Source organism: Labilibaculum sp. DW002 (assembly GCF_029029525.1).
Lineage (GTDB): Bacteria > Bacteroidota > Bacteroidia > Bacteroidales > Marinifilaceae > Paralabilibaculum > Paralabilibaculum antarcticum.
Genome location: NZ_JAKJSC010000002.1, coordinates 382,607 through 399,852, shown reverse-complemented (window position 1 = coordinate 399,852; position 17,246 = coordinate 382,607). Strand labels below are relative to the sequence as shown.

Annotated in this window: 17 protein-coding genes; 11 read left to right on the top strand and 6 right to left on the bottom strand. The window is 33.1% G+C overall.

The annotated features are described in order from the left end of the window. Positions 1-125: 125 nt before the first annotated feature. Positions 126-452: a hypothetical protein gene (locus L3049_RS13310; protein ID WP_275110304.1), complete on the top strand. Its 327-nt coding sequence runs from the start codon at positions 126-128 to the stop codon at positions 450-452. Positions 453-552: 100 nt separating this feature from the next. Here the strand turns inward: L3049_RS13310 and trhA are convergent, their stop codons facing one another. Continuing rightward, a complete protein-coding gene (gene trhA / locus L3049_RS13305) occupies positions 553-1,323 on the bottom strand; it encodes a PAQR family membrane homeostasis protein TrhA (RefSeq protein WP_275110303.1) in 771 nt (256 codons plus the stop codon). A 179-nt stretch (positions 1,324-1,502) separates the two neighbouring features. Here trhA and L3049_RS13300 point away from each other — a divergent pair, with 179 nt between their 5' ends. The 6 genes from L3049_RS13300 to L3049_RS13275 all read left to right on the top strand — a co-directional run bounded on the left by L3049_RS13300 (position 1,503) and on the right by L3049_RS13275 (position 5,599). After that, a complete protein-coding gene (locus tag L3049_RS13300) occupies positions 1,503-2,390 on the top strand; it encodes a hypothetical protein (protein WP_275110302.1) in 888 nt (295 codons plus the stop codon). Between the two features lie 120 nt (positions 2,391-2,510). Continuing rightward, complete coding sequence (locus L3049_RS13295) at positions 2,511-3,266, top strand: DUF4197 domain-containing protein (RefSeq protein WP_275110301.1); 756 nt, start codon at positions 2,511-2,513, stop codon at positions 3,264-3,266. 330 nt (positions 3,267-3,596) lie between these two features. Next, entirely contained in the window at positions 3,597-3,788 is a 192-nt protein-coding gene (locus L3049_RS13290; protein ID WP_275110300.1) for a cold-shock protein, read from the top strand. 404 nt (positions 3,789-4,192) lie between these two features. After that, positions 4,193-4,384: a cold-shock protein gene (locus L3049_RS13285; RefSeq protein WP_275110299.1), complete on the top strand. Its 192-nt coding sequence runs from the start codon at positions 4,193-4,195 to the stop codon at positions 4,382-4,384. Positions 4,385-4,813: 429 nt separating this feature from the next. Beyond that, complete coding sequence (locus L3049_RS13280; protein ID WP_275110298.1) at positions 4,814-5,005, top strand: cold-shock protein; 192 nt, start codon at positions 4,814-4,816, stop codon at positions 5,003-5,005. 402 nt (positions 5,006-5,407) lie between these two features. Next, positions 5,408-5,599: a cold-shock protein gene (locus L3049_RS13275; RefSeq protein ID WP_129253834.1), complete on the top strand. Its 192-nt coding sequence runs from the start codon at positions 5,408-5,410 to the stop codon at positions 5,597-5,599. Between the two features lie 89 nt (positions 5,600-5,688). On the opposite strand, the gene L3049_RS13270 is transcribed toward L3049_RS13275, so the two are convergent. Together L3049_RS13270 and L3049_RS13265 are read right to left on the bottom strand one after the other, a co-directional pair. Beyond that, a complete protein-coding gene (locus L3049_RS13270) occupies positions 5,689-6,141 on the bottom strand; it encodes a cold-shock protein (protein WP_275110297.1) in 453 nt (150 codons plus the stop codon). Between the two features lie 389 nt (positions 6,142-6,530). Further along, the gene (locus L3049_RS13265) at positions 6,531-7,688 is read right to left on the bottom strand and encodes an ATP-grasp domain-containing protein (protein WP_275110296.1); all 1,158 of its coding nucleotides are present in this window, start codon (positions 7,686-7,688) and stop codon (positions 6,531-6,533) included. A 167-nt stretch (positions 7,689-7,855) separates the two neighbouring features. Between L3049_RS13265 and L3049_RS13260 the strand changes: the two genes are divergently transcribed. From L3049_RS13260 to L3049_RS13250, 3 genes are read left to right on the top strand one after another with little or no spacing between them, the layout of a single operon-like run. Beyond that, positions 7,856-8,806, top strand: a complete 951-nt coding sequence (locus L3049_RS13260) for an NAD(P)-dependent oxidoreductase (protein ID WP_275110295.1) — start codon at positions 7,856-7,858, stop codon at positions 8,804-8,806. A gap of 27 nt (positions 8,807-8,833) precedes the next feature. Then, entirely contained in the window at positions 8,834-9,601 is a 768-nt protein-coding gene (locus tag L3049_RS13255; protein ID WP_275110294.1) for a type III pantothenate kinase, read from the top strand. Positions 9,602-9,613: 12 nt separating this feature from the next. Beyond that, positions 9,614-10,072, top strand: a complete 459-nt coding sequence (locus L3049_RS13250) for a CYTH domain-containing protein (RefSeq protein WP_275110293.1) — start codon at positions 9,614-9,616, stop codon at positions 10,070-10,072. Here the strand turns inward: L3049_RS13250 and L3049_RS13245 are convergent. Then, complete coding sequence (locus tag L3049_RS13245) at positions 10,043-13,153, bottom strand: serine hydrolase domain-containing protein (protein WP_275110292.1); 3,111 nt, start codon at positions 13,151-13,153, stop codon at positions 10,043-10,045. The genes L3049_RS13250 and L3049_RS13245 overlap by 30 nt on opposite strands. A 472-nt stretch (positions 13,154-13,625) precedes the next feature. Here L3049_RS13245 and L3049_RS13240 point away from each other — a divergent pair, with 472 nt between their 5' ends. Then, positions 13,626-14,159 carry a DUF4468 domain-containing protein gene (locus L3049_RS13240; RefSeq protein ID WP_275110291.1) on the top strand — a complete coding sequence of 178 codons (534 nt, stop codon included), beginning with the start codon at positions 13,626-13,628 and terminating at the stop codon, positions 14,157-14,159. A gap of 9 nt (positions 14,160-14,168) precedes the next feature. On the opposite strand, the gene L3049_RS13235 is transcribed toward L3049_RS13240, so the two are convergent. Both L3049_RS13235 and L3049_RS13230 read right to left on the bottom strand, forming a co-directional pair. Continuing rightward, the gene (locus tag L3049_RS13235; RefSeq protein WP_275110290.1) at positions 14,169-15,305 is read right to left on the bottom strand and encodes a cysteine desulfurase family protein; all 1,137 of its coding nucleotides are present in this window, start codon (positions 15,303-15,305) and stop codon (positions 14,169-14,171) included. Between the two features lie 6 nt (positions 15,306-15,311). After that, entirely contained in the window at positions 15,312-17,246 is a 1,935-nt protein-coding gene (locus L3049_RS13230) for an OmpA family protein (RefSeq protein WP_275110289.1), read from the bottom strand.

The window sequence follows — 17,246 nt, the reverse complement described above, 5'->3', positions numbered from 1 at the left end:
CAAAAAGACGTAAATTAACTTCAACAACAGAAACACCAGATTAAAAGCAAAGTAGATCAAGAATAGCACAATTACAATAAAGAAAAAAAGAAGCATAAACTAACCCTTATCTAATCTGTGAAACTATGACTACAATTGACTTGAAATTAACCCTGCAACTAAAAGAAAACGAATATTTTAAGGTAGGCGATCACATCTTCACAAAAAATGAAAACCTTGAACACCTAGAAGGTAAATTACATTTTTGTGGCTCTAATGCTATTGAAATATTTAAAGAATACGAAAGCTTACTAAGCATGGAGATTATGGAAAAGTGGTCAAAACTTATTAAAGCTTTGAATCAAACCACTTCTTGCTGTGCTGTTTGGGACAACAAGAAAATCATACAAGAACTCGTTGAAAAGCAAGAACATTCTGTTTCTTGGTACGTTGAAAATTGTAGAATCTGCTAATTTTAACAAAATTATATCAAGAGGCTGTCTCCTAGTTTCCACAAATGAATAATAGAAATAAGAGACAAAGAATCTAAAGCCCATAGTTGAGGCGGCCTCTTTATAAAATACAGTAATAAACTGCAATAAAATGCGATAGACTTCCTCCGCAAACAAACAAATGCCATATCAAATGATTGAATGGAATCTTTTTCCAAACGTAAAAAATCACACCAAGCATATAAAAGACGCCTCCTATTATTATCCATTTTAAGCACAAGGCAGGTAAAGCAGAACTAAAAGCAGGAAAATTAAATATTAAGACCCATGCCATTGACAAGTATAGCATCAAGGAGATCCAACGGAATTTTCCCATTAAAAATATTTTATAAACAATACCAACGACAACCAAAGCCCAAAGAATAATCAAATATAATTCACCAACTGAATTGGTAAGATAAATCACCAAAAAAGGTGTGTAAGTACCTGCAATCATAAAGAAAATACTAATATGATCTAGCTTTCGATACAACAAGCGATTTGGTTTCCCATACATATAATGATACAAACTGGATGAGAAGTAGAGCAAATTAAAAGCCAACACAAATAAGAGACATGCAATTATACCACTCATACTTTGTGTTTCCCATGCAATACTCAACAACCATACACCTGCAGGAATACCAAAAACAAGACCTAAAAGATGTGAAATCCAATTTCCCAATTCATGAGCAGATTCTCTATCCTTAGAAGCTCGCTTCTTCTCCTCCCCAGCCCAACTAATTAACAACATTAACCATTTCATATATTTCTTATCTGAATTAAGCGAAGTGTTTTTATTATAAACAGCTAAATTCATTAAAAGTTTGCAAGCAGCAAAATTAATGCTCAATCAATTTACATTCATTTAAAATAACTTGCAAAACCAAGACTCTCCTAGTGCTAGAAGCACCTATAGTAAACAAAATAAATCACGTACAAAAAAATCATATCGCATAACATATTCTACATGTTTTCATATTTATATATTGTAGGTTGTATACATCTTAATAACTACTAACTTATATTACTATGAAAAAATTAATTCTATTAATAATTTGTTTTGCTTGGCTTCAGAATAGCAACGCTCAGAATAAAAATCTCTCACCATTCTTTACGGTTGGAACATCAAATTCTGAAATCACCGATCTTATTAATACAGTTAAAGAAGGTTTAGTCGGTCAAGATTTTAATATCATAGGCGAATATCATCCTGAAAAAAATAAGGATCTTTACGTTGTTTGCCTCACTCGACCTGATTTAAGGAAATTGTGTTTAGAATCAGAAGATAGAGGAGCTCTTGCAAGCGTTCTTAAAATTGGAATGGTAAAAAAAGCCAATGAAGTAACCATTAGCATGATTAATCCAGATTATATGTTCTGCGCTTACTTATCGAACTATGATTCTCAAAAAGAAGCTTATACTAAAATTACGGATGACCTAAAAAAATCATTACTAAAAATTGGTAATGACTTCACTCCTTTCGGTGGAGAATTAAGTGCGAATGCCATCAAAAAATATCATTACAAAATGATGATGCCTTATTTTAAGGATCCTGTAGAACTAAACCAGTTTAACACATTTGAGGAAGGATTAGCAACAATTCGAAAAAATTTAAAAGATGAAAAAGGCAAAACCAAATTAATCTACGAGCAATTATTTGAAGATCAAAAAATAGCTGTTTTTGGAATTGGTTTATTAGACCCCGAAGATGGAGAAAAAGAATTTCTTCCTATTATTGGTGAAGATCACATTGCAGCTATGCCTTACGAAATAATTTTACAAGGAAAAGAAGCGACTATGTTACATGGAAAATATCGTTTTGCTTTATATTGGCCAGAGCTAACGATGGGAACCTTTATGAAAATAATGAGTACTCCTGGCAATGTAGAAGAGTTTATGGAATCAGTAACAAAATAAAACATTCAATTTCGATCACAAAAAATCCTGCAAGTCTTCTTGCAGGATTTTTCATATTTAAAGACCGTTATTTTCCTTATCTTTTTACTTTTGTTAATCACATGATAAAATAACAACTGTATGAAAAAGAAAATATACCTCTTACTAATAGGTTTCATTTTTGTCTCTTGCGCAGAATTGCAGCCTTTTATAGACCAATATGCTATTACCCAAGAAAAACCTCTAAGCAGTTCAGAAGTATCGTATGGATTGAAAGAAGCCTTAAAGGTCGGAAGTCTCAACGCATCGAATATTCTATCGATTAAAGATGGATTCTATAAAGATGAGTTGGTTAAAATACTTCTACCCCCCGAAGCACAAGCCATCACCAAAAACATAAGCTTAATTCCTGGGGGTAAAGATCTTGTTGACAAAGTAGAGATTCGTTTAAATCGTGCTGCAGAAGATGCGGTAAAAGAGGCAAACCCAATTTTTGTTTCTGCGATTAGTGAAATGACAATCGCTGATGCTTTTGGGATCCTAAAAGGTGGAGACAATGCAGCAACCAATTACCTTAAAAGTAAAACCTCAACAAAGCTAAAAGATTTATTTTTACCTAAAGTAAGCTCATCGCTTGATAAAAAATTGATAGCAAACATATCGACTAATGAATCTTGGAGTATGCTCACAGGTAACTATAATAAAGTAGCAGATAGTTTTGCTGGAAAAATAGCCAATTTACAACCAGTGAATACCAAGCTAGATGAATATGTTACTGATAAAGCTCTTGATGCACTTTTCCTTAAAGTTGCTGATGAAGAGAAGCTAATTAGAAAAGATCCATTAAAAAGAGTTAGCAGCATTTTAAAAAGAGTATTTGGTGAATTGGACAAATAAAACTTACACACCTCAATCCAACTACCTTCACTCGAAACAATTGCGGCATCATACAAAACCAAACGAATACTAAATAGAAAGCTCAATCATATATAAATTACGATACAACAATTCAAAACATTTTACACGAAGTTAGGAAAGAAAAAAACTTTTATTTATCTTTGTCACGTTTTAAAGTTTTAATGGAGATTCATTCTCCGCAATTAATATCAATATCATTCATTACTATTCATTTCATTTTTGAAATAAAAATTAATAGATTGTTACTGAAAATTATTTAATATTAAAGCCTTTAAACAATTAAATAATTATTTTTCAAAAAAAATTACCATGGAAGGAACAGTAAAATTCTTTAACGAATCTAAAGGTTTTGGATTCATCAAGCCAGACGATTCAAGCGAAGACATCTTTGTACATTCAACAGGTCTAGTAGACGAAATTCGTGAAAACGATAGAGTTGAGTACGATTCAGAAAGAGGAAAAAAAGGTATGAATGCAGTTAATGTAAGAATTATTGACTAATTCATATTACGCTCATACAATTTTAAAAACCACCCAACCGGGTGGTTTTTTTGTATTTATACAATTACTCTTTTTATAAAAATCTATCAATCAAGATTTTTATCGGATTTTCGACACTTATAAGGTGTTATAAATTCGAACTTGCTGGCAATATTCCTAGCAACTGCTCCAAAGTGCTATTCAACACACTCACCAACAGCCTAATAACTAATTTCAAAACAATGTTACTTTTCTTAGGTGGGGATGATTGTTTTGCATACATTTGTCTCGTTGTAAAGTCTTAACCGATTTCAGCTTCAGCCTTTTTTATTCATTCCTTTTCTGGAATAAAAATTAATAGATTGTTACTGTAATTATAAATATTGAAGACTTTAAACAAACATTTATTTTAAAAAAATATTACCATGGAAGGAACAGTAAAATTCTTTAACGAATCTAAAGGTTTTGGATTCATCAAGCCAAATGATTCAAGTGAAGACATCTTTGTACATTCAACAGGTCTAGTAGACGAAATTCGTGAAAACGACAAAGTTGAGTACGATTCAGAAAGAGGAAAAAAAGGTATGAATGCAGTTAATGTAAGAATTATTGACTAATTCATATTACACTCATACAATTTTAAAAACCACCCACCAGGGTGGTTTTTTTGTATCCTATAAAATCTATTGACTAAAAACACAATATCTTTTTTTAATAATATTGAAATCTAATTGGTCTAGTACAATTAATATTCTTCTTGTAAACTTAACAACTCCTAGAACATACAACACATAGAGATTCGTAGAAGCCTAAAACTCTCATTTTAAATCCAATAGATAAACACAAAACAATATACTTATTTTTAGGATTGAAAAATTGTTTTATATATATTTGTTTTAACTAGAGTCTTAAGAGATTTTAATTTCAATATCATTCGTTACTATTCATTCCATTTTATTGGAATAAAATAATAGAATTGTTACTGGTAATTACTTAATAATTAAAGACTTTAAGCAAACATTTTATTATTTATAAAAAACATTACAATGGAAGGAACAGTAAAATTCTTTAACGAATCTAAAGGTTTTGGATTCATTAAGCCAGCAGATTCAAGCGAAGACATCTTTGTACATTCAACAGGTCTTATTGACGAAATTCGTGAAAACGATAAAGTTGAGTACGATTCAGAAAGAGGAAAAAAAGGTATGAACGCAGTAAATGTAAGAGTAATTGACTAGTTCATATTACACTTATACAAATTTAAAAACCACCCAACAGGGTGGTTTTTTTTGTATTCTACAAAAGCTATTTTATTATAACACAATAATTTTTACAGAATTAGCATCGCATTATTCGTATAAACGTAACAACCCCAAAAATGGTATATACAAGCAATAAGATAAGGCTAATAATCTCATTATAATACCAATAGAAAGATACAAAACAATATACTTTTTTTAGGATTGAATATTTGTTTTATATATATTTGTTTTGTTCAAGAGTCTTAAGAAATACTAATTACAATATCATTAGATCCTATTTACTCCATTTTGTTGGAATAAAACAATAGAATTGTTGCTTGTAATTACTAAAAAAGTTAAGACTTTAAACAAACATTTTATTATTTTAAAAAAATTACAATGCAAGGAACAGTAAAATTCTTTAACGAAACCAAAGGTTTTGGTTTCATTAAGCCAGCAGATTCAAGTGAAGACATTTTTGTACACTCTACAGGTCTTATTGACGAAATTCGTGAAGACGACAAAGTTGAGTACGATATGGAAAAAGGCCGTAAAGGTATGAACGCCGTAAACGTAAGAGTAATTGACTAATTCAGTTACTACGACACATAAAAGAAACCACCTTTCGAGGTGGTTTTTTTAATATATAATATTTTGTATTTACTTTCTAAAACAGAAAATTACTTTTTCAAAGTCACATTAACGGCATTCATGCCTTTAGGACCACGTTCAGTTTCGAAGTTTACTTTGTCATTTTCATTCACTTGATCAACTAAACCATTGATGTGAACGAAAATACTCTCACCAGTTTCGGAATCCTTAATGAAACCATATCCTTTACTTGTATTAAAGAAAGTAACTGTTCCTTTACGAAGAGGATCTTCCACGTAACCAGCATTACTATTTCTAGCACCAAGTACGATACTATCTGCATCAACTTCTGTTTTCTTTGTTGGATCTGGAGGAGTGGATGTTAATTGACCATTCTCGTCAACGTAAACCAACATATCTTCAAAAGATTTTCCACCACCGTTGGCTTTTCTTTCTTCTTTGCGTGCTTCTTTCTCTTTTCTTTTCTTGAGTTTCTTTTTTTCTAACTCTTTTTTACCGAATGTTTCTTTTGATCTTGCCATAGCTTTTTTAAGATTCGAATTTCATTATATTTCCTTTCAATTCAATCTTTAGATAAAATGCTATCTCATATCAAATCAGAAAGGTTGTGCAAGGTACGGAATTATTCTAATAAACCGCTATATTATTTATTGCAGCCATATTATCCTCACCTTCACGATACAAATTTAAACAATAATTAAAATATATCCAGTATTTCGATACAAAAACCACTTGATTTCCACACGATTATTCTAATATCCTCTATAAAGATCAATATCAAAACATAAATACAATATAAAATACTTTTACCACAGCCCCAATAATGGCATAACAACAAGACTGTTTCGTAAAAAAATTGATCGATTTTAATAAAAATCCCTTTCAAATAATTGAAAGGGGTCCATATAATTTAAAGTACAAATTCTTTTAAGTTTGAAACCAATATCTCTTCTATTTCAACAAATTTCTCTTTAGGCGTTTTAGTAAATAACATTCCAAAAATTGAGTACATTTTATAATCAATTTTTCGCAACTCAATAGGCTCACAAAACCTAGCTAGCAGCGTATCGTAATCGAATTCAACAATTTCTTTAGATGGAATTCCTGTTGAATTATCTAAAATAACCAAGCTGTATATCTCCTCATCCATTTCTTCTAAAACCTGATCCCAATTCGGTTTCACATTGGTTAGAAAGCAATGATAAGGATTTAGTTTAGTCGCCATATAAGTTAAATCTGCAGTTGTACACCAGCCGCCAAATCGCATTGGATTCACCTCAATTGGTATTAGTTTTCCATTTTCATCAACTCTAACTTCGACATGTACAGGGAAATTCTTTAATTCTGCCGCATTTCCTAAATCTTTTACAAAGCCCAAAAAGGATGGTAAGTAGGTTTTTATTAACTCTTTAGAAGTATAATATACCCGATCGCTTACATCTTTATCAGATGCAAAAAGATGTTTCGAAATTCCTAGAATTACTGCATCACCATTTTCATCAAAATAAGCATCAAAAGCAAATTCTTCCCCATCAATAACTTCTTCTATCAAAAATGAAGATGCATTCACAACCTCAATAGGAAATAATGCCTTAGCATCTGTAAATTCTTCATGAATCAAAGCTTTAACTTTAAGCCAATCGCTCTCATCAACAACCTTATGCACTCCTAAACTTAAGAAGCCAATTGCAGGTTTAATTATAAATGGCATAGGTAATTCATCCAAGTCTACTTCATCTAAATCCTGTAAAGAAACTTCCTTGAAAAAGAAATCAGGATACATCGATTGAATTAATTTACGAAATTCAATCTTGTTCTTAAATATGTTGATGTAATCCGGTAACCTGGTAAATCCCAAATGATTTACAACCCAGTTAATTGAGTTCTCAGAATTTGTATAAATTCTACTATCAGGATTATCACGAAATTTCTGAACAATTTCGTCGCTGCTAATTAGTGATAACTCTCCATGTTCGGTAACATTACCAGTATCTATAACAGGAAATTCATATTTCACGATTGTTTCCTTCAAAAATTTGGAAACGTAAGGCTTATCTAATAAAATCATTAAACAGTAGTGTTATGTGTGTTTGTAGATTGTAAATCTTTTACAAAGCTACAAAATTTGCTTGTAGTAAACTTTAAATAAATTCTTCAAAAAAGAATTCTTATTTATGGTCATTATGGCTCAAATCCTTACCTTTTACGCTGTAAGAAATAGTAAAAGACAATCCTGTGAAAGATAAAATATTAGTTACATATGCTATTCCTAAAGAAGGACTTAGTGAACTTGAAAAATATTTTGAATTAATTTATCCTAAAAAAGAATTCTTTTCTGATAGTGATTTAATCAAGCTAATTCCCGATTGTTCTGCTCTTTTGTCAATATTCAATAGAGATATATCGGCAGAAATTATAAATGCTGGACGAAAATTAAAAATCATCAGTAATTATGGTGTTGGCTTTAATAACATCAACACCGAAGCAGTAAATAACAATAACATCATTCTTTGCAACACTCCTGATGCTGTTTGTGAACCAACTGCAGAATTGTGTTTGGCCCTTATGTTATCCCTTTCAAGGCAAGTTAGCAATTGCCATTTTCAATTAAAAACAAATCCTGATTTTGAATGGGGAGTTATGAAAAACTTAGGCAATTCCTTAAGAGGAAAAACACTAGGAATTATAGGCTTGGGGAAAATAGGCAAATCAATAGCAGAAAAAGCATCTGTTTTTGGAATGAAAATCATTTATCACAATAGAAAACCAATCACTGACAAAAAATATGAACATTATACTTTCGTAGAGAAGGATAAACTCCTTGAAGAATCAGATATTGTATCTTTAAACTGCCCTCTAACTCCTGAAACTCATCATTTACTATCAGAAAAAGAATTTCGAAAAATGAAAACCTCAAGCTTATTAATTAATACAGCAAGAGGTTCTGTTATTGACGAGCAGGCTTTAGTAAGAGCTTTAAAAGATAAATTAATTTCAGGAGCTGGATTGGATGTATTTGAGAATGAGCCATTCATTCACTCAGATTTACTCAAGGCAAACAATGTAGTATTGGTACCTCACATTGGCACTTCCACCATTGAAACTAGAATAGAAATGGGTTTAGAAGCGAGCGAAAATATCATTTCATATTTAATTAAGGGAATCGAAAAAAACAGAGTTAACTAAGTACAATTAAACTTAGAATTAAAAAATATGCTTTTAGCTATCGACATTGGAAATTCAAATGTTGTTTGTGGAATATCAAGCAATGAACATTGGTGCGAACAATTTAGAATTCATACCGTTGCCAATAAAACGGCAGATGAATACGAGGTTATTTACAGAACTTTACTGGCAAGTAGAAATATTGATTTAGATAAGATCGATCGAATTGTGCTTAGTAGCGTCGTTCCTTCTTTGATTCATCCAATTAAAGAGATGATTCAAAAACTATTCAATCAGAATCCATTAGTATTGGGCCCTGAGATCTACCCTCAACTCAATATTGGAATTAGCAATCCTTATGAAATTGGAACAGATTTAGTAGCCAATGCAGTTGCTGCTCACAATCAATATTCAGGTAATTGTATTGTTGTTGATTTTGGAACTGCTCTTACTTTCACAGTGATACAATCTGACGGAAACCTTCTTGGTGTGACCATTGCTCCTGGGTTAAAAACTGCAATGGCATCACTCTCACAGAAAACAGCTCAATTACCAAATATTGAAATTGCAATTCCACCATCCTGTATTGGAAAAAATACGGTTCATGCCATGCAAGCCGGAATTGTACTCGGTTATAAAGGTTTAATTGAGTCATTACTAAAAGGAATGAAGGAAGAGCTAAATGGAGAAACTACCATAATTGCTACTGGAGGATTATCATCTGTAATGCTACCTTTGATTGATTGTTTCGATCATCATGAACCGATGCTTACACTAGATGGTCTTAAGATTATCGGAAAACAATTTTACAAGTAATACCAACATACGATGCCATTAGAAATAGAAAGGAAATATCTGGTAAAGCCAGAATTACTGCAACTTCCAAATGAAGGAAAAAAGTTGATTCAAGGCTATGTTTGGAGCGATCCAGATAAAAGTCTACGCATAAGAATTGCCGGTAATAAAGCATTGTTAACTATTAAAACAGGAACTAATCCACTTCGTAGATCGGAGTTTGAATACGAAATCCCAATGAAGGATGCGAATGAACTTTTAGTACTTTGCGAATCAAAAATTGAGAAGATTCGTTATCTAATCAAGTATGAAAATTTACTATGGGAAGTTGATGTTTTTGAAGGCGAAAACAAAGGATTGATTGTTGCTGAAGTAGAACTTTCCTCGGAAGAACAAGAAATCAATTTACCAAACTGGATTAACACCGAAGTAACCAAGGATCCCAAATATTTAAACGTTGAACTAATAAAGCACCCCTTTTCCAAATGGTGAAAATGGCAAACTTAAATATTCAGGATTAGATGAATCGTCCGAAATTATAGCTTTGTAAATCTCTTCCTGAATTTTCGTTCGTACATCCATCTTCATCAATTTTGTATTTGATTCATCGGGGCAAATACGATTCGAAAGAAATATATATACCAAATCATATTTTGGATCAACCCAAACCATCGTTCCCGTAAAGCCAGTATGCCCAAAGCTCAATTCCGAAGCTTGTTCACAAGTTGGTCCTCCTTTTTCTTTAGTGTCGTAAAAAGGCTTATCGAAGCCAATTCCTCTTCTGTTCTCAGTATCAGGATATGCTCTTGAGGTAAATTGATTCATGGTCTCCGCACTAATGTATGTTTCACCACCATAAGTTCCACCCTGCAGATACATCTGAATCATTTTTGCCAAATCACTAGCATTCCCGAATACACCTGCATGTCCAGAAACCCCTCCTAACATCGCAGAACTAGGATCATGCACATAACCTTCGAGCCACTGCTTACGAAAGAATTTATCGTTTTGAGTTGGTACAATTCGTTTCGAATTAAATCGTTTTAACGGCAAGTAACCTAAACTTGAAGCTCCCAACATGTCATAAAAATTCTTTTTCACATATTGATCAATTCTTTTGCCTGCAGTTTCTTTAATCATCTCACCCATTAAAATAAAGCCTAAATCGCTGTATTTATAGCCATTCGATTCTCTTAATTCTGAAGCCAAAATTTGATTGATAATCGTATCGTGATACCCTTTGTTGATATACATTGCATTCGCTACACGTGTTGGAAACTCATCGGATTTTACTTTAGAGAAAATTCCCTTTCTAAATTTGTAATTCCGATCGAGATACAATCGGTCCGCCACTTTTAAACTATATCGTTTCGAATATTTCCGACTAAACAACTCCTTGTCAAAACTTGTTGAATCGATAGATTCCCAATGAAATGGTTTCCAACTCAACAAGCGAGCCTCATGTGCCAATATCTTTCTTAAAACCAAAGTATCCTTATTCGAGTTCTTCGCTTTTGAGTAATAGTCACCTAGTGTTTTATCAACATCAATCCAGCCCTCATCACTCATCTGCATAATACTAGGCAGCGTTGCAGTAATCTTCGTAAGAGATGCCAAATCATATATATCAGGATTACGTACTTCTGTCTTTTTGCTATAAGTATGATGTCCGTATGATTTATTAAAAACAATTTTACCTTTTCTTGCAACCAATACTTGACATCCAGGACTTGCCTTTTTCTTAATCGCATCCTCCACAATAGAATCAATAACATTCAATTGTAAGGTTTTTAAGCCAACCTGTTCTGGCAAAGAAAATCCTAAGCGATTATGTTTCGTTTCAAATCCTGTTCCAATAGGGAAGTTATTTCCTACGGATACTGGCAGCTTTCCTTTTGAAGCAAGACCTCCAAAAATAATTTGTGCAGAAGCCATCTGCGTTTCGCGATTATCCTCATAAGAAACCATGATTCCTTTTAATCGATCGGTATCTTCATATAGATCCAAGCCATAAGGATTTGCAAAGAGATCAAAAATCACTTTTTTTCTTTTTGATATCTCGGATAGAAACTCAATAGTCTGATTTGTGATTCCAAATCTCCTTGTAACACGAAGATCGCTATCGTGCTTGCTAACAATCACTAAGTTGTACTTGTCTAACTTCTTCAACAAATTGAAATAGCTCTCAATGGATGCATTTTTCTCGATCTGAAAAAAGTCAATATCTGCATATCTACCCATGTATTCCTGAAACCGATTTCGTATTGGAACACCCATTGCAACCGATGCAATCTTTAAAGTATCCAGTCTCTTTAAAGGAATTAAATCGTCATCGTTCTTTACGAGCGTAATTGCATTTTCGGTTAACTTCCTTCTTAATAAAAAACCATCTTGAGTATTTAAGCCAGACCACAAGCGGTTCATCTCAATTGGTTTGTACTTTGACAAATTCAACCAATGCTTGGCTTTTAATATTTTTAAACATTTCTCATCAATCTCTTTTTGCGAAAGCTCTCCTTTTTGAATTGCAAGTTTTATCTCCTTAATCGCCTTTGCCACATCTTCGGTAAATAGAAGCACATCGTTACCTGCAATTAATGCCTTAGCATCAACCACTCCTTTGGAATAATACTTACTTACCCCTTTCATGTTCAAAGCATCGGTAAATACAATTCCCTTAAAACCCATTTCTTCTTTTAGCAAATTGGAAACAATTGGCTTGGATAAGGTTGCAACTTTCTGAACAGAATCGAGGGCTGGAATATTTAAATGAGAAACCATGATTCCTCCTAAACCATTCTCTATTAACAAACGAAATGGAAACAATTCAATTGAATCTAACCTTGTTCTTTGATGATCAACCAAAGGAAGTTCAAAATGTGAATCTGTTTCGGTATCTCCATGTCCTGGAAAATGTTTACCCACTGCTACAATACCTGATTTTTGCATTCCTGTTGCAAAAGCATGAGATTTATTGCTGACATTAAAACGATCTTCGCCAAATGAACGACTATTAATTACAGGGTTAAGCGCATTATTATTAACGTCCATTACAGGCGAAAAATTAACGTGAACGCCTAATCTTTTACATTCTTTTCCTATCTGCTTCCCCAATTGAAAAATCAACTCATCATCTTGAATTGCACCTAAAGTAATTTGTCTAGGATAACGCAAAGTTTGCTTCAATCTGGTTCCGAGGCCATTCTCGGCATCCATTCCAATCCAAAGCGGAACTTTAGCCAAACTTTGATATTTATTGGTTAATTCTGCTTGTTTGCCAGGTGTTCCTTGAAAGAAGATAATACCCCCAATTTGATATTCTCCTACTAGCTTGGCAATCTTATCTGCCTCTGCCTTACTTTTATTGGAGTATGCCGCAACCATAAACAATTGAGCAATCCTCTCCTCTTCATTCAAAGTAGATAAAATTGAATCTGCCCATTGATTGTTTTCACTTAATCGATCAATCAATCTGTTTTCTTGAATAGGAATACGTTGAGCTGAAACTAAAAAACTACTAAAAAGAAAAATAAGAATTAAAAGTAATCTATAATGAGAATATATATGAGTCATAAAAAAGTTGTCCTTTTCGCATAAAATTTGTGCGTATAACAAAATTATGAATCCATTATCAATAAAGAGAATTATTCATCACTTTTAATGAAAGGTTGATAAAGAAAATAAGCTTAGATTTTTTGGAAAAAGAAAAAGGGGCAATGCCCCTTTCCTATTACTTACAACTAAAACCATACTAAAAACTTAGAATGAACTGAAAACACGCTAAGCCTAATATGCTAAACTAAGGTACTTCTACCTTTTTACTACAATAGTAAATTTATCTCAAGATCAATTAATAAACAAGTGTCAAGTATGCCAAATTTATCGTATTGAACATAACACAAGCACCTTATCTCTCTGATTACACGCAAACAAAGCAATACTTATCTTTCCTTTTAATTTTTATCATTTTGAAAAATCAGCAAAATGCAGTAAATTAAACAAGAGTGTGACACACTATTGAATTACTAATTCAAAACCTTCTCTTATGAAACATCTTCTATTTTTATTGTTAGCATTTTCAATAAACACTTCCTTGTTTGCACAAGTGTCTGATAACATTATTTTGATAACGGATGACAGTGGAAATCTAAAATTTGAAGCGAAAAATCAGCAGAAGCAGATTGAATCAAATCAAATTACAAATTGGTTAAACGCTCTTCCTAATGATGTAATTGGTGAAATAGTATATTTTAATCCAAAGGTTGGAGATGTGAAATACAAAGCTTCAGTACCTATTTTTTTAAGCAAAAAGGAATCTGTTTATCAAACCAAAATGCACTTTACAATACTCGTTCATGATAATTCTACAATTGAATTATGCAATATTTATTACAAGAGCATACCTGAATATGGCAAACAAGGAATTCCTTCTGTAACTTCCTATCCTACTGATTGGTTCTCCAAAAGCAAGTTGTATAAAAAATCAGGAAAAACTCGTTGGTTAAATCAAACCTTAAAAGACAATACGATTAAAATGGCAAGCAAACTATTACAAAGCAGTGAGAGATTCTCCCATTAGAGCAAGATTTTACAATTCTTTGCGAAGTGCTTGAACGCTGTCTATTATTTCTTGTGCAGCTTTTTCCATTTCTAATTTAGTCGTGTATCTACCAACCGAAAAGCGAATGGTTCCCATTGCATATTCCATAGGAACTTTCATAGCTTCTAATGTAGCGGATATGCTTATAGAATCAGTATGACATGCAGCCCCTGCCGAAGCAGCCACATTTTTCATTCTACCTAAAATTCTATTTGCCTGTAGGTTTTTAAAAGAGACACTTAAAGTATTAGGCAATGAAAAATCTGGGTTTCCATTAAACTGAATCTCATCTAATTGCTCTAATTCATTTCGTAATTGTGAAATCAGTGTTTTTTCATATTTTATTCTTTCGTCTTCTCCTGACGCAGCCAGTTCAGCAGCTTTTCCCAATCCAACAGCTTCCAATACATTTTCTGTTCCTGCCCTTCTATTGCCTTCATGATCAGCCCCATGCATCAACTTTTGTAAATTAACACCTTTCTTAATATACAAAGCACCAATTCCTTTTGGTCCATAAAATTTATGACCGGCAACAGTTAACAAGTCAACACCTAGCTCCTCAACATTTACGATAACCTTGCCTACTGCCTGCGCACAATCAGAATGTACAACAATCCCATTTTGCTTCGCAATTTTCGCAATTTCTGCTATTGGTTGAAGAGTTCCTACCTCATTATTAGCATACATCACCGAAATTAAAATCGTTTCGGGTCGAATAGCAGCCTCCACGTCAGCGATTTGCACACGCCCTGTTTCATCAACCGGTAAATATGTCACTTCAAAACCTTCTGTCTCCAAATATTTACAAACCTCGCTAACAGCGGGATGCTCTATGGAAGAAGTGATAATATGATTTCCCTTACTTCTATTTGCAAAAGCATAGCCTTTTAAAGCATAATTATTTGACTCTGTTCCTCCACTGGTGAAAATCAAATCTTTCGGATGGCAATTCAGCAATTGAGCAACATGTCCTCTAGCCTTGTCAACCGCTTTTTTGCTTTGCTGACCATAAATATGAGCGCTAGACGGATTGCCAAAAAAATCCTTTAAATACGGCAACATCGCATCAGCAACTTCTGGTGCTACAGGTGTAGTAGCGTTGTAATCTAAATAAATAGGCAGCATATTATTTTATTTTTCGAGGATTTTAAATTCTGTTCTTCGGTTTACACTTCGTCCTTTTTCCGAATCATTTGTAGCGATTGGCTGAGAAGCTCCATAACCTTTAAATTGCAATCGATCTTTATCAATTCCTGAAGAAATTAAGAAATCGCAGACAGCTTTGGCTCTTTTATTGGAAAGTGAAATATTATGGTCTTCGCTTCCTGAATTATCCGTATGACCACCAATTTCTATTTTCCACTCCTCATTTTTAAGTAGTAAATCAAATAAATATTCTAACTCAATTTCTGATTTTGGCAATATCTCCCATGAATCCAGCTCAAAAAAGACATTTCGAAGTACAATTTCACTTCCTTTTTCAACTCTACTCAAATTAATATCCAATATTTGAGGATCTGTCTTTTTCTTTTGATCTAACATCTCAAAATGATCAGAATAGAACAAATAATCATCCGCTTTAGCGGAAAAAAGATAATCTCGGCCGGCTGGTAAACAAACCAAATAATTACCATTCTTTCGATCCGATTTAATCTGACTTATTGTATCCTTATTTTGCAAATCAATCAGCATTAAGGAAGCATAAATTGGCTTCCTCGTTTTTGCATCCAACACATTACCTTTCAACCAGGAAACCGAAGGAGGCTGAAGCTCAATCGGCATATCGAAGCTGAAAATATCCTTTCCTTTTCCTTCTAAACGGTCCGATGAAAAATAGGCCTTATCTCCTCTTGCTGTAACAACCAAACCAACTTCATCATGGTAAGTATTTATTGGATAGCCCATATTTACAGGTTCACTCCATTTTTGATCTTCATCAAGCTCGGTTTTAAAAAGATCATATCCACCCATTCCAGTTAAGCCATCCGATGAAAATACCAGATATCTATTTCCTGCATGAATAAAGGGAGACATTTCGTTTTTTGAAGAGTTAATTGAAAGATTTTCTGGCTGTGTCCATCGAGGTTTTCCGTTGGCTTGAATTTCGATTAGTCGCGAATGCCAAATATCCATTTTTCCTTTACCCGATTTTCGATTGCTAACAAAATACAACTCTTGTCCATCGGCAGAAATACTTGGCTGTGCTTCCCAGCCTTTCGAATTAATTGGTTTACCTAAATTTATTGGAGTAGACCATTCTGAGCCTTCCTTTACGGAATAGTAAATATCACATCTCCCATAACCATCTGGACGACTACAAGCTGTAAAATACATGTATTTACCATCTGCAGTTATACTTTGTGCTCCTTCATTTTTCGCTGTATTAATAACGGTCGATAATGGTTTCGAAGGCAGCCATAAACTATCTTGCTTATAGGAATAGTAAAAATCTTCTTGTCTTTTAATCGTTACTTCCTTTTCATCTCCGACCAAGCGAGTAAAAACTAATAATTCCTCATCGGCGGTAAGACTTGGCCAGTATTCATCAAACTTAGAATTGACCGTTTCGCCTAAATTTTCAGGATTAAAATCCACTGGATTTGAGATCGCTTCCAATGCAAACTGGCAATTTTTCAAATTCGATTTTGCCAAGGCTTTGTTTCGAGATGAGATCTTATGGATGGCTAAAAAATCTTTGTATTTTTTTTGTGCTTTTTCATACTCACCAATTTTCAAATAAGCATTCCCCAAGTTAAAATGAACGTTCGAAAAAAAATCAGGACTGATTTCAATAGCCTTTAAATAGGCCGCAATTTCCTTTTGTGTTTCACCTGTTTCATGCAACACATCAGCCATAAACAACCAAGCTTCAATAAACTTAGGACTTTTCTCAACAGCTTGTTCTAGGTATTTTAAGGATTCTACATTGTCCATTTGACGATAAGTTTCGGCAGCAGCCTCATAGTTCTTAATCGCCTTTTTTGACTTAATGCTATATTTCTTCTGCCCATTGGAAGTAAGGCCAATCAGCAAACAAATAATCAATATAAAAGAATGTCGAAACAT

Coding starts and splice junctions, on each gene's coding strand:
- L3049_RS13310 (WP_275110304.1), top strand. CDS start 126: ATGACTACAATTGACTTGAAATTAACCCTGCAACTAAAAGAAAACGAA.
- L3049_RS13300 (WP_275110302.1), top strand. CDS start 1,503: ATGAAAAAATTAATTCTATTAATAATTTGTTTTGCTTGGCTTCAGAAT.
- L3049_RS13295 (WP_275110301.1), top strand. CDS start 2,511: ATGAAAAAGAAAATATACCTCTTACTAATAGGTTTCATTTTTGTCTCT.
- L3049_RS13290 (WP_275110300.1), top strand. CDS start 3,597: ATGGAAGGAACAGTAAAATTCTTTAACGAATCTAAAGGTTTTGGATTC.
- L3049_RS13285 (WP_275110299.1), top strand. CDS start 4,193: ATGGAAGGAACAGTAAAATTCTTTAACGAATCTAAAGGTTTTGGATTC.
- L3049_RS13280 (WP_275110298.1), top strand. CDS start 4,814: ATGGAAGGAACAGTAAAATTCTTTAACGAATCTAAAGGTTTTGGATTC.
- L3049_RS13275 (WP_129253834.1), top strand. CDS start 5,408: ATGCAAGGAACAGTAAAATTCTTTAACGAAACCAAAGGTTTTGGTTTC.
- L3049_RS13270 (WP_275110297.1), bottom strand. CDS start 6,141: ATGGCAAGATCAAAAGAAACATTCGGTAAAAAAGAGTTAGAAAAAAAG.
- L3049_RS13265 (WP_275110296.1), bottom strand. CDS start 7,688: ATGATTTTATTAGATAAGCCTTACGTTTCCAAATTTTTGAAGGAAACA.
- L3049_RS13255 (WP_275110294.1), top strand. CDS start 8,834: ATGCTTTTAGCTATCGACATTGGAAATTCAAATGTTGTTTGTGGAATA.
- L3049_RS13250 (WP_275110293.1), top strand. CDS start 9,614: ATGCCATTAGAAATAGAAAGGAAATATCTGGTAAAGCCAGAATTACTG.
- L3049_RS13245 (WP_275110292.1), bottom strand. CDS start 13,153: ATGACTCATATATATTCTCATTATAGATTACTTTTAATTCTTATTTTT.
- L3049_RS13240 (WP_275110291.1), top strand. CDS start 13,626: ATGAAACATCTTCTATTTTTATTGTTAGCATTTTCAATAAACACTTCC.
- L3049_RS13235 (WP_275110290.1), bottom strand. CDS start 15,305: ATGCTGCCTATTTATTTAGATTACAACGCTACTACACCTGTAGCACCA.
- L3049_RS13230 (WP_275110289.1), bottom strand. CDS start 17,246: ATGTTTCGACATTCTTTTATATTGATTATTTGTTTGCTGATTGGCCTT.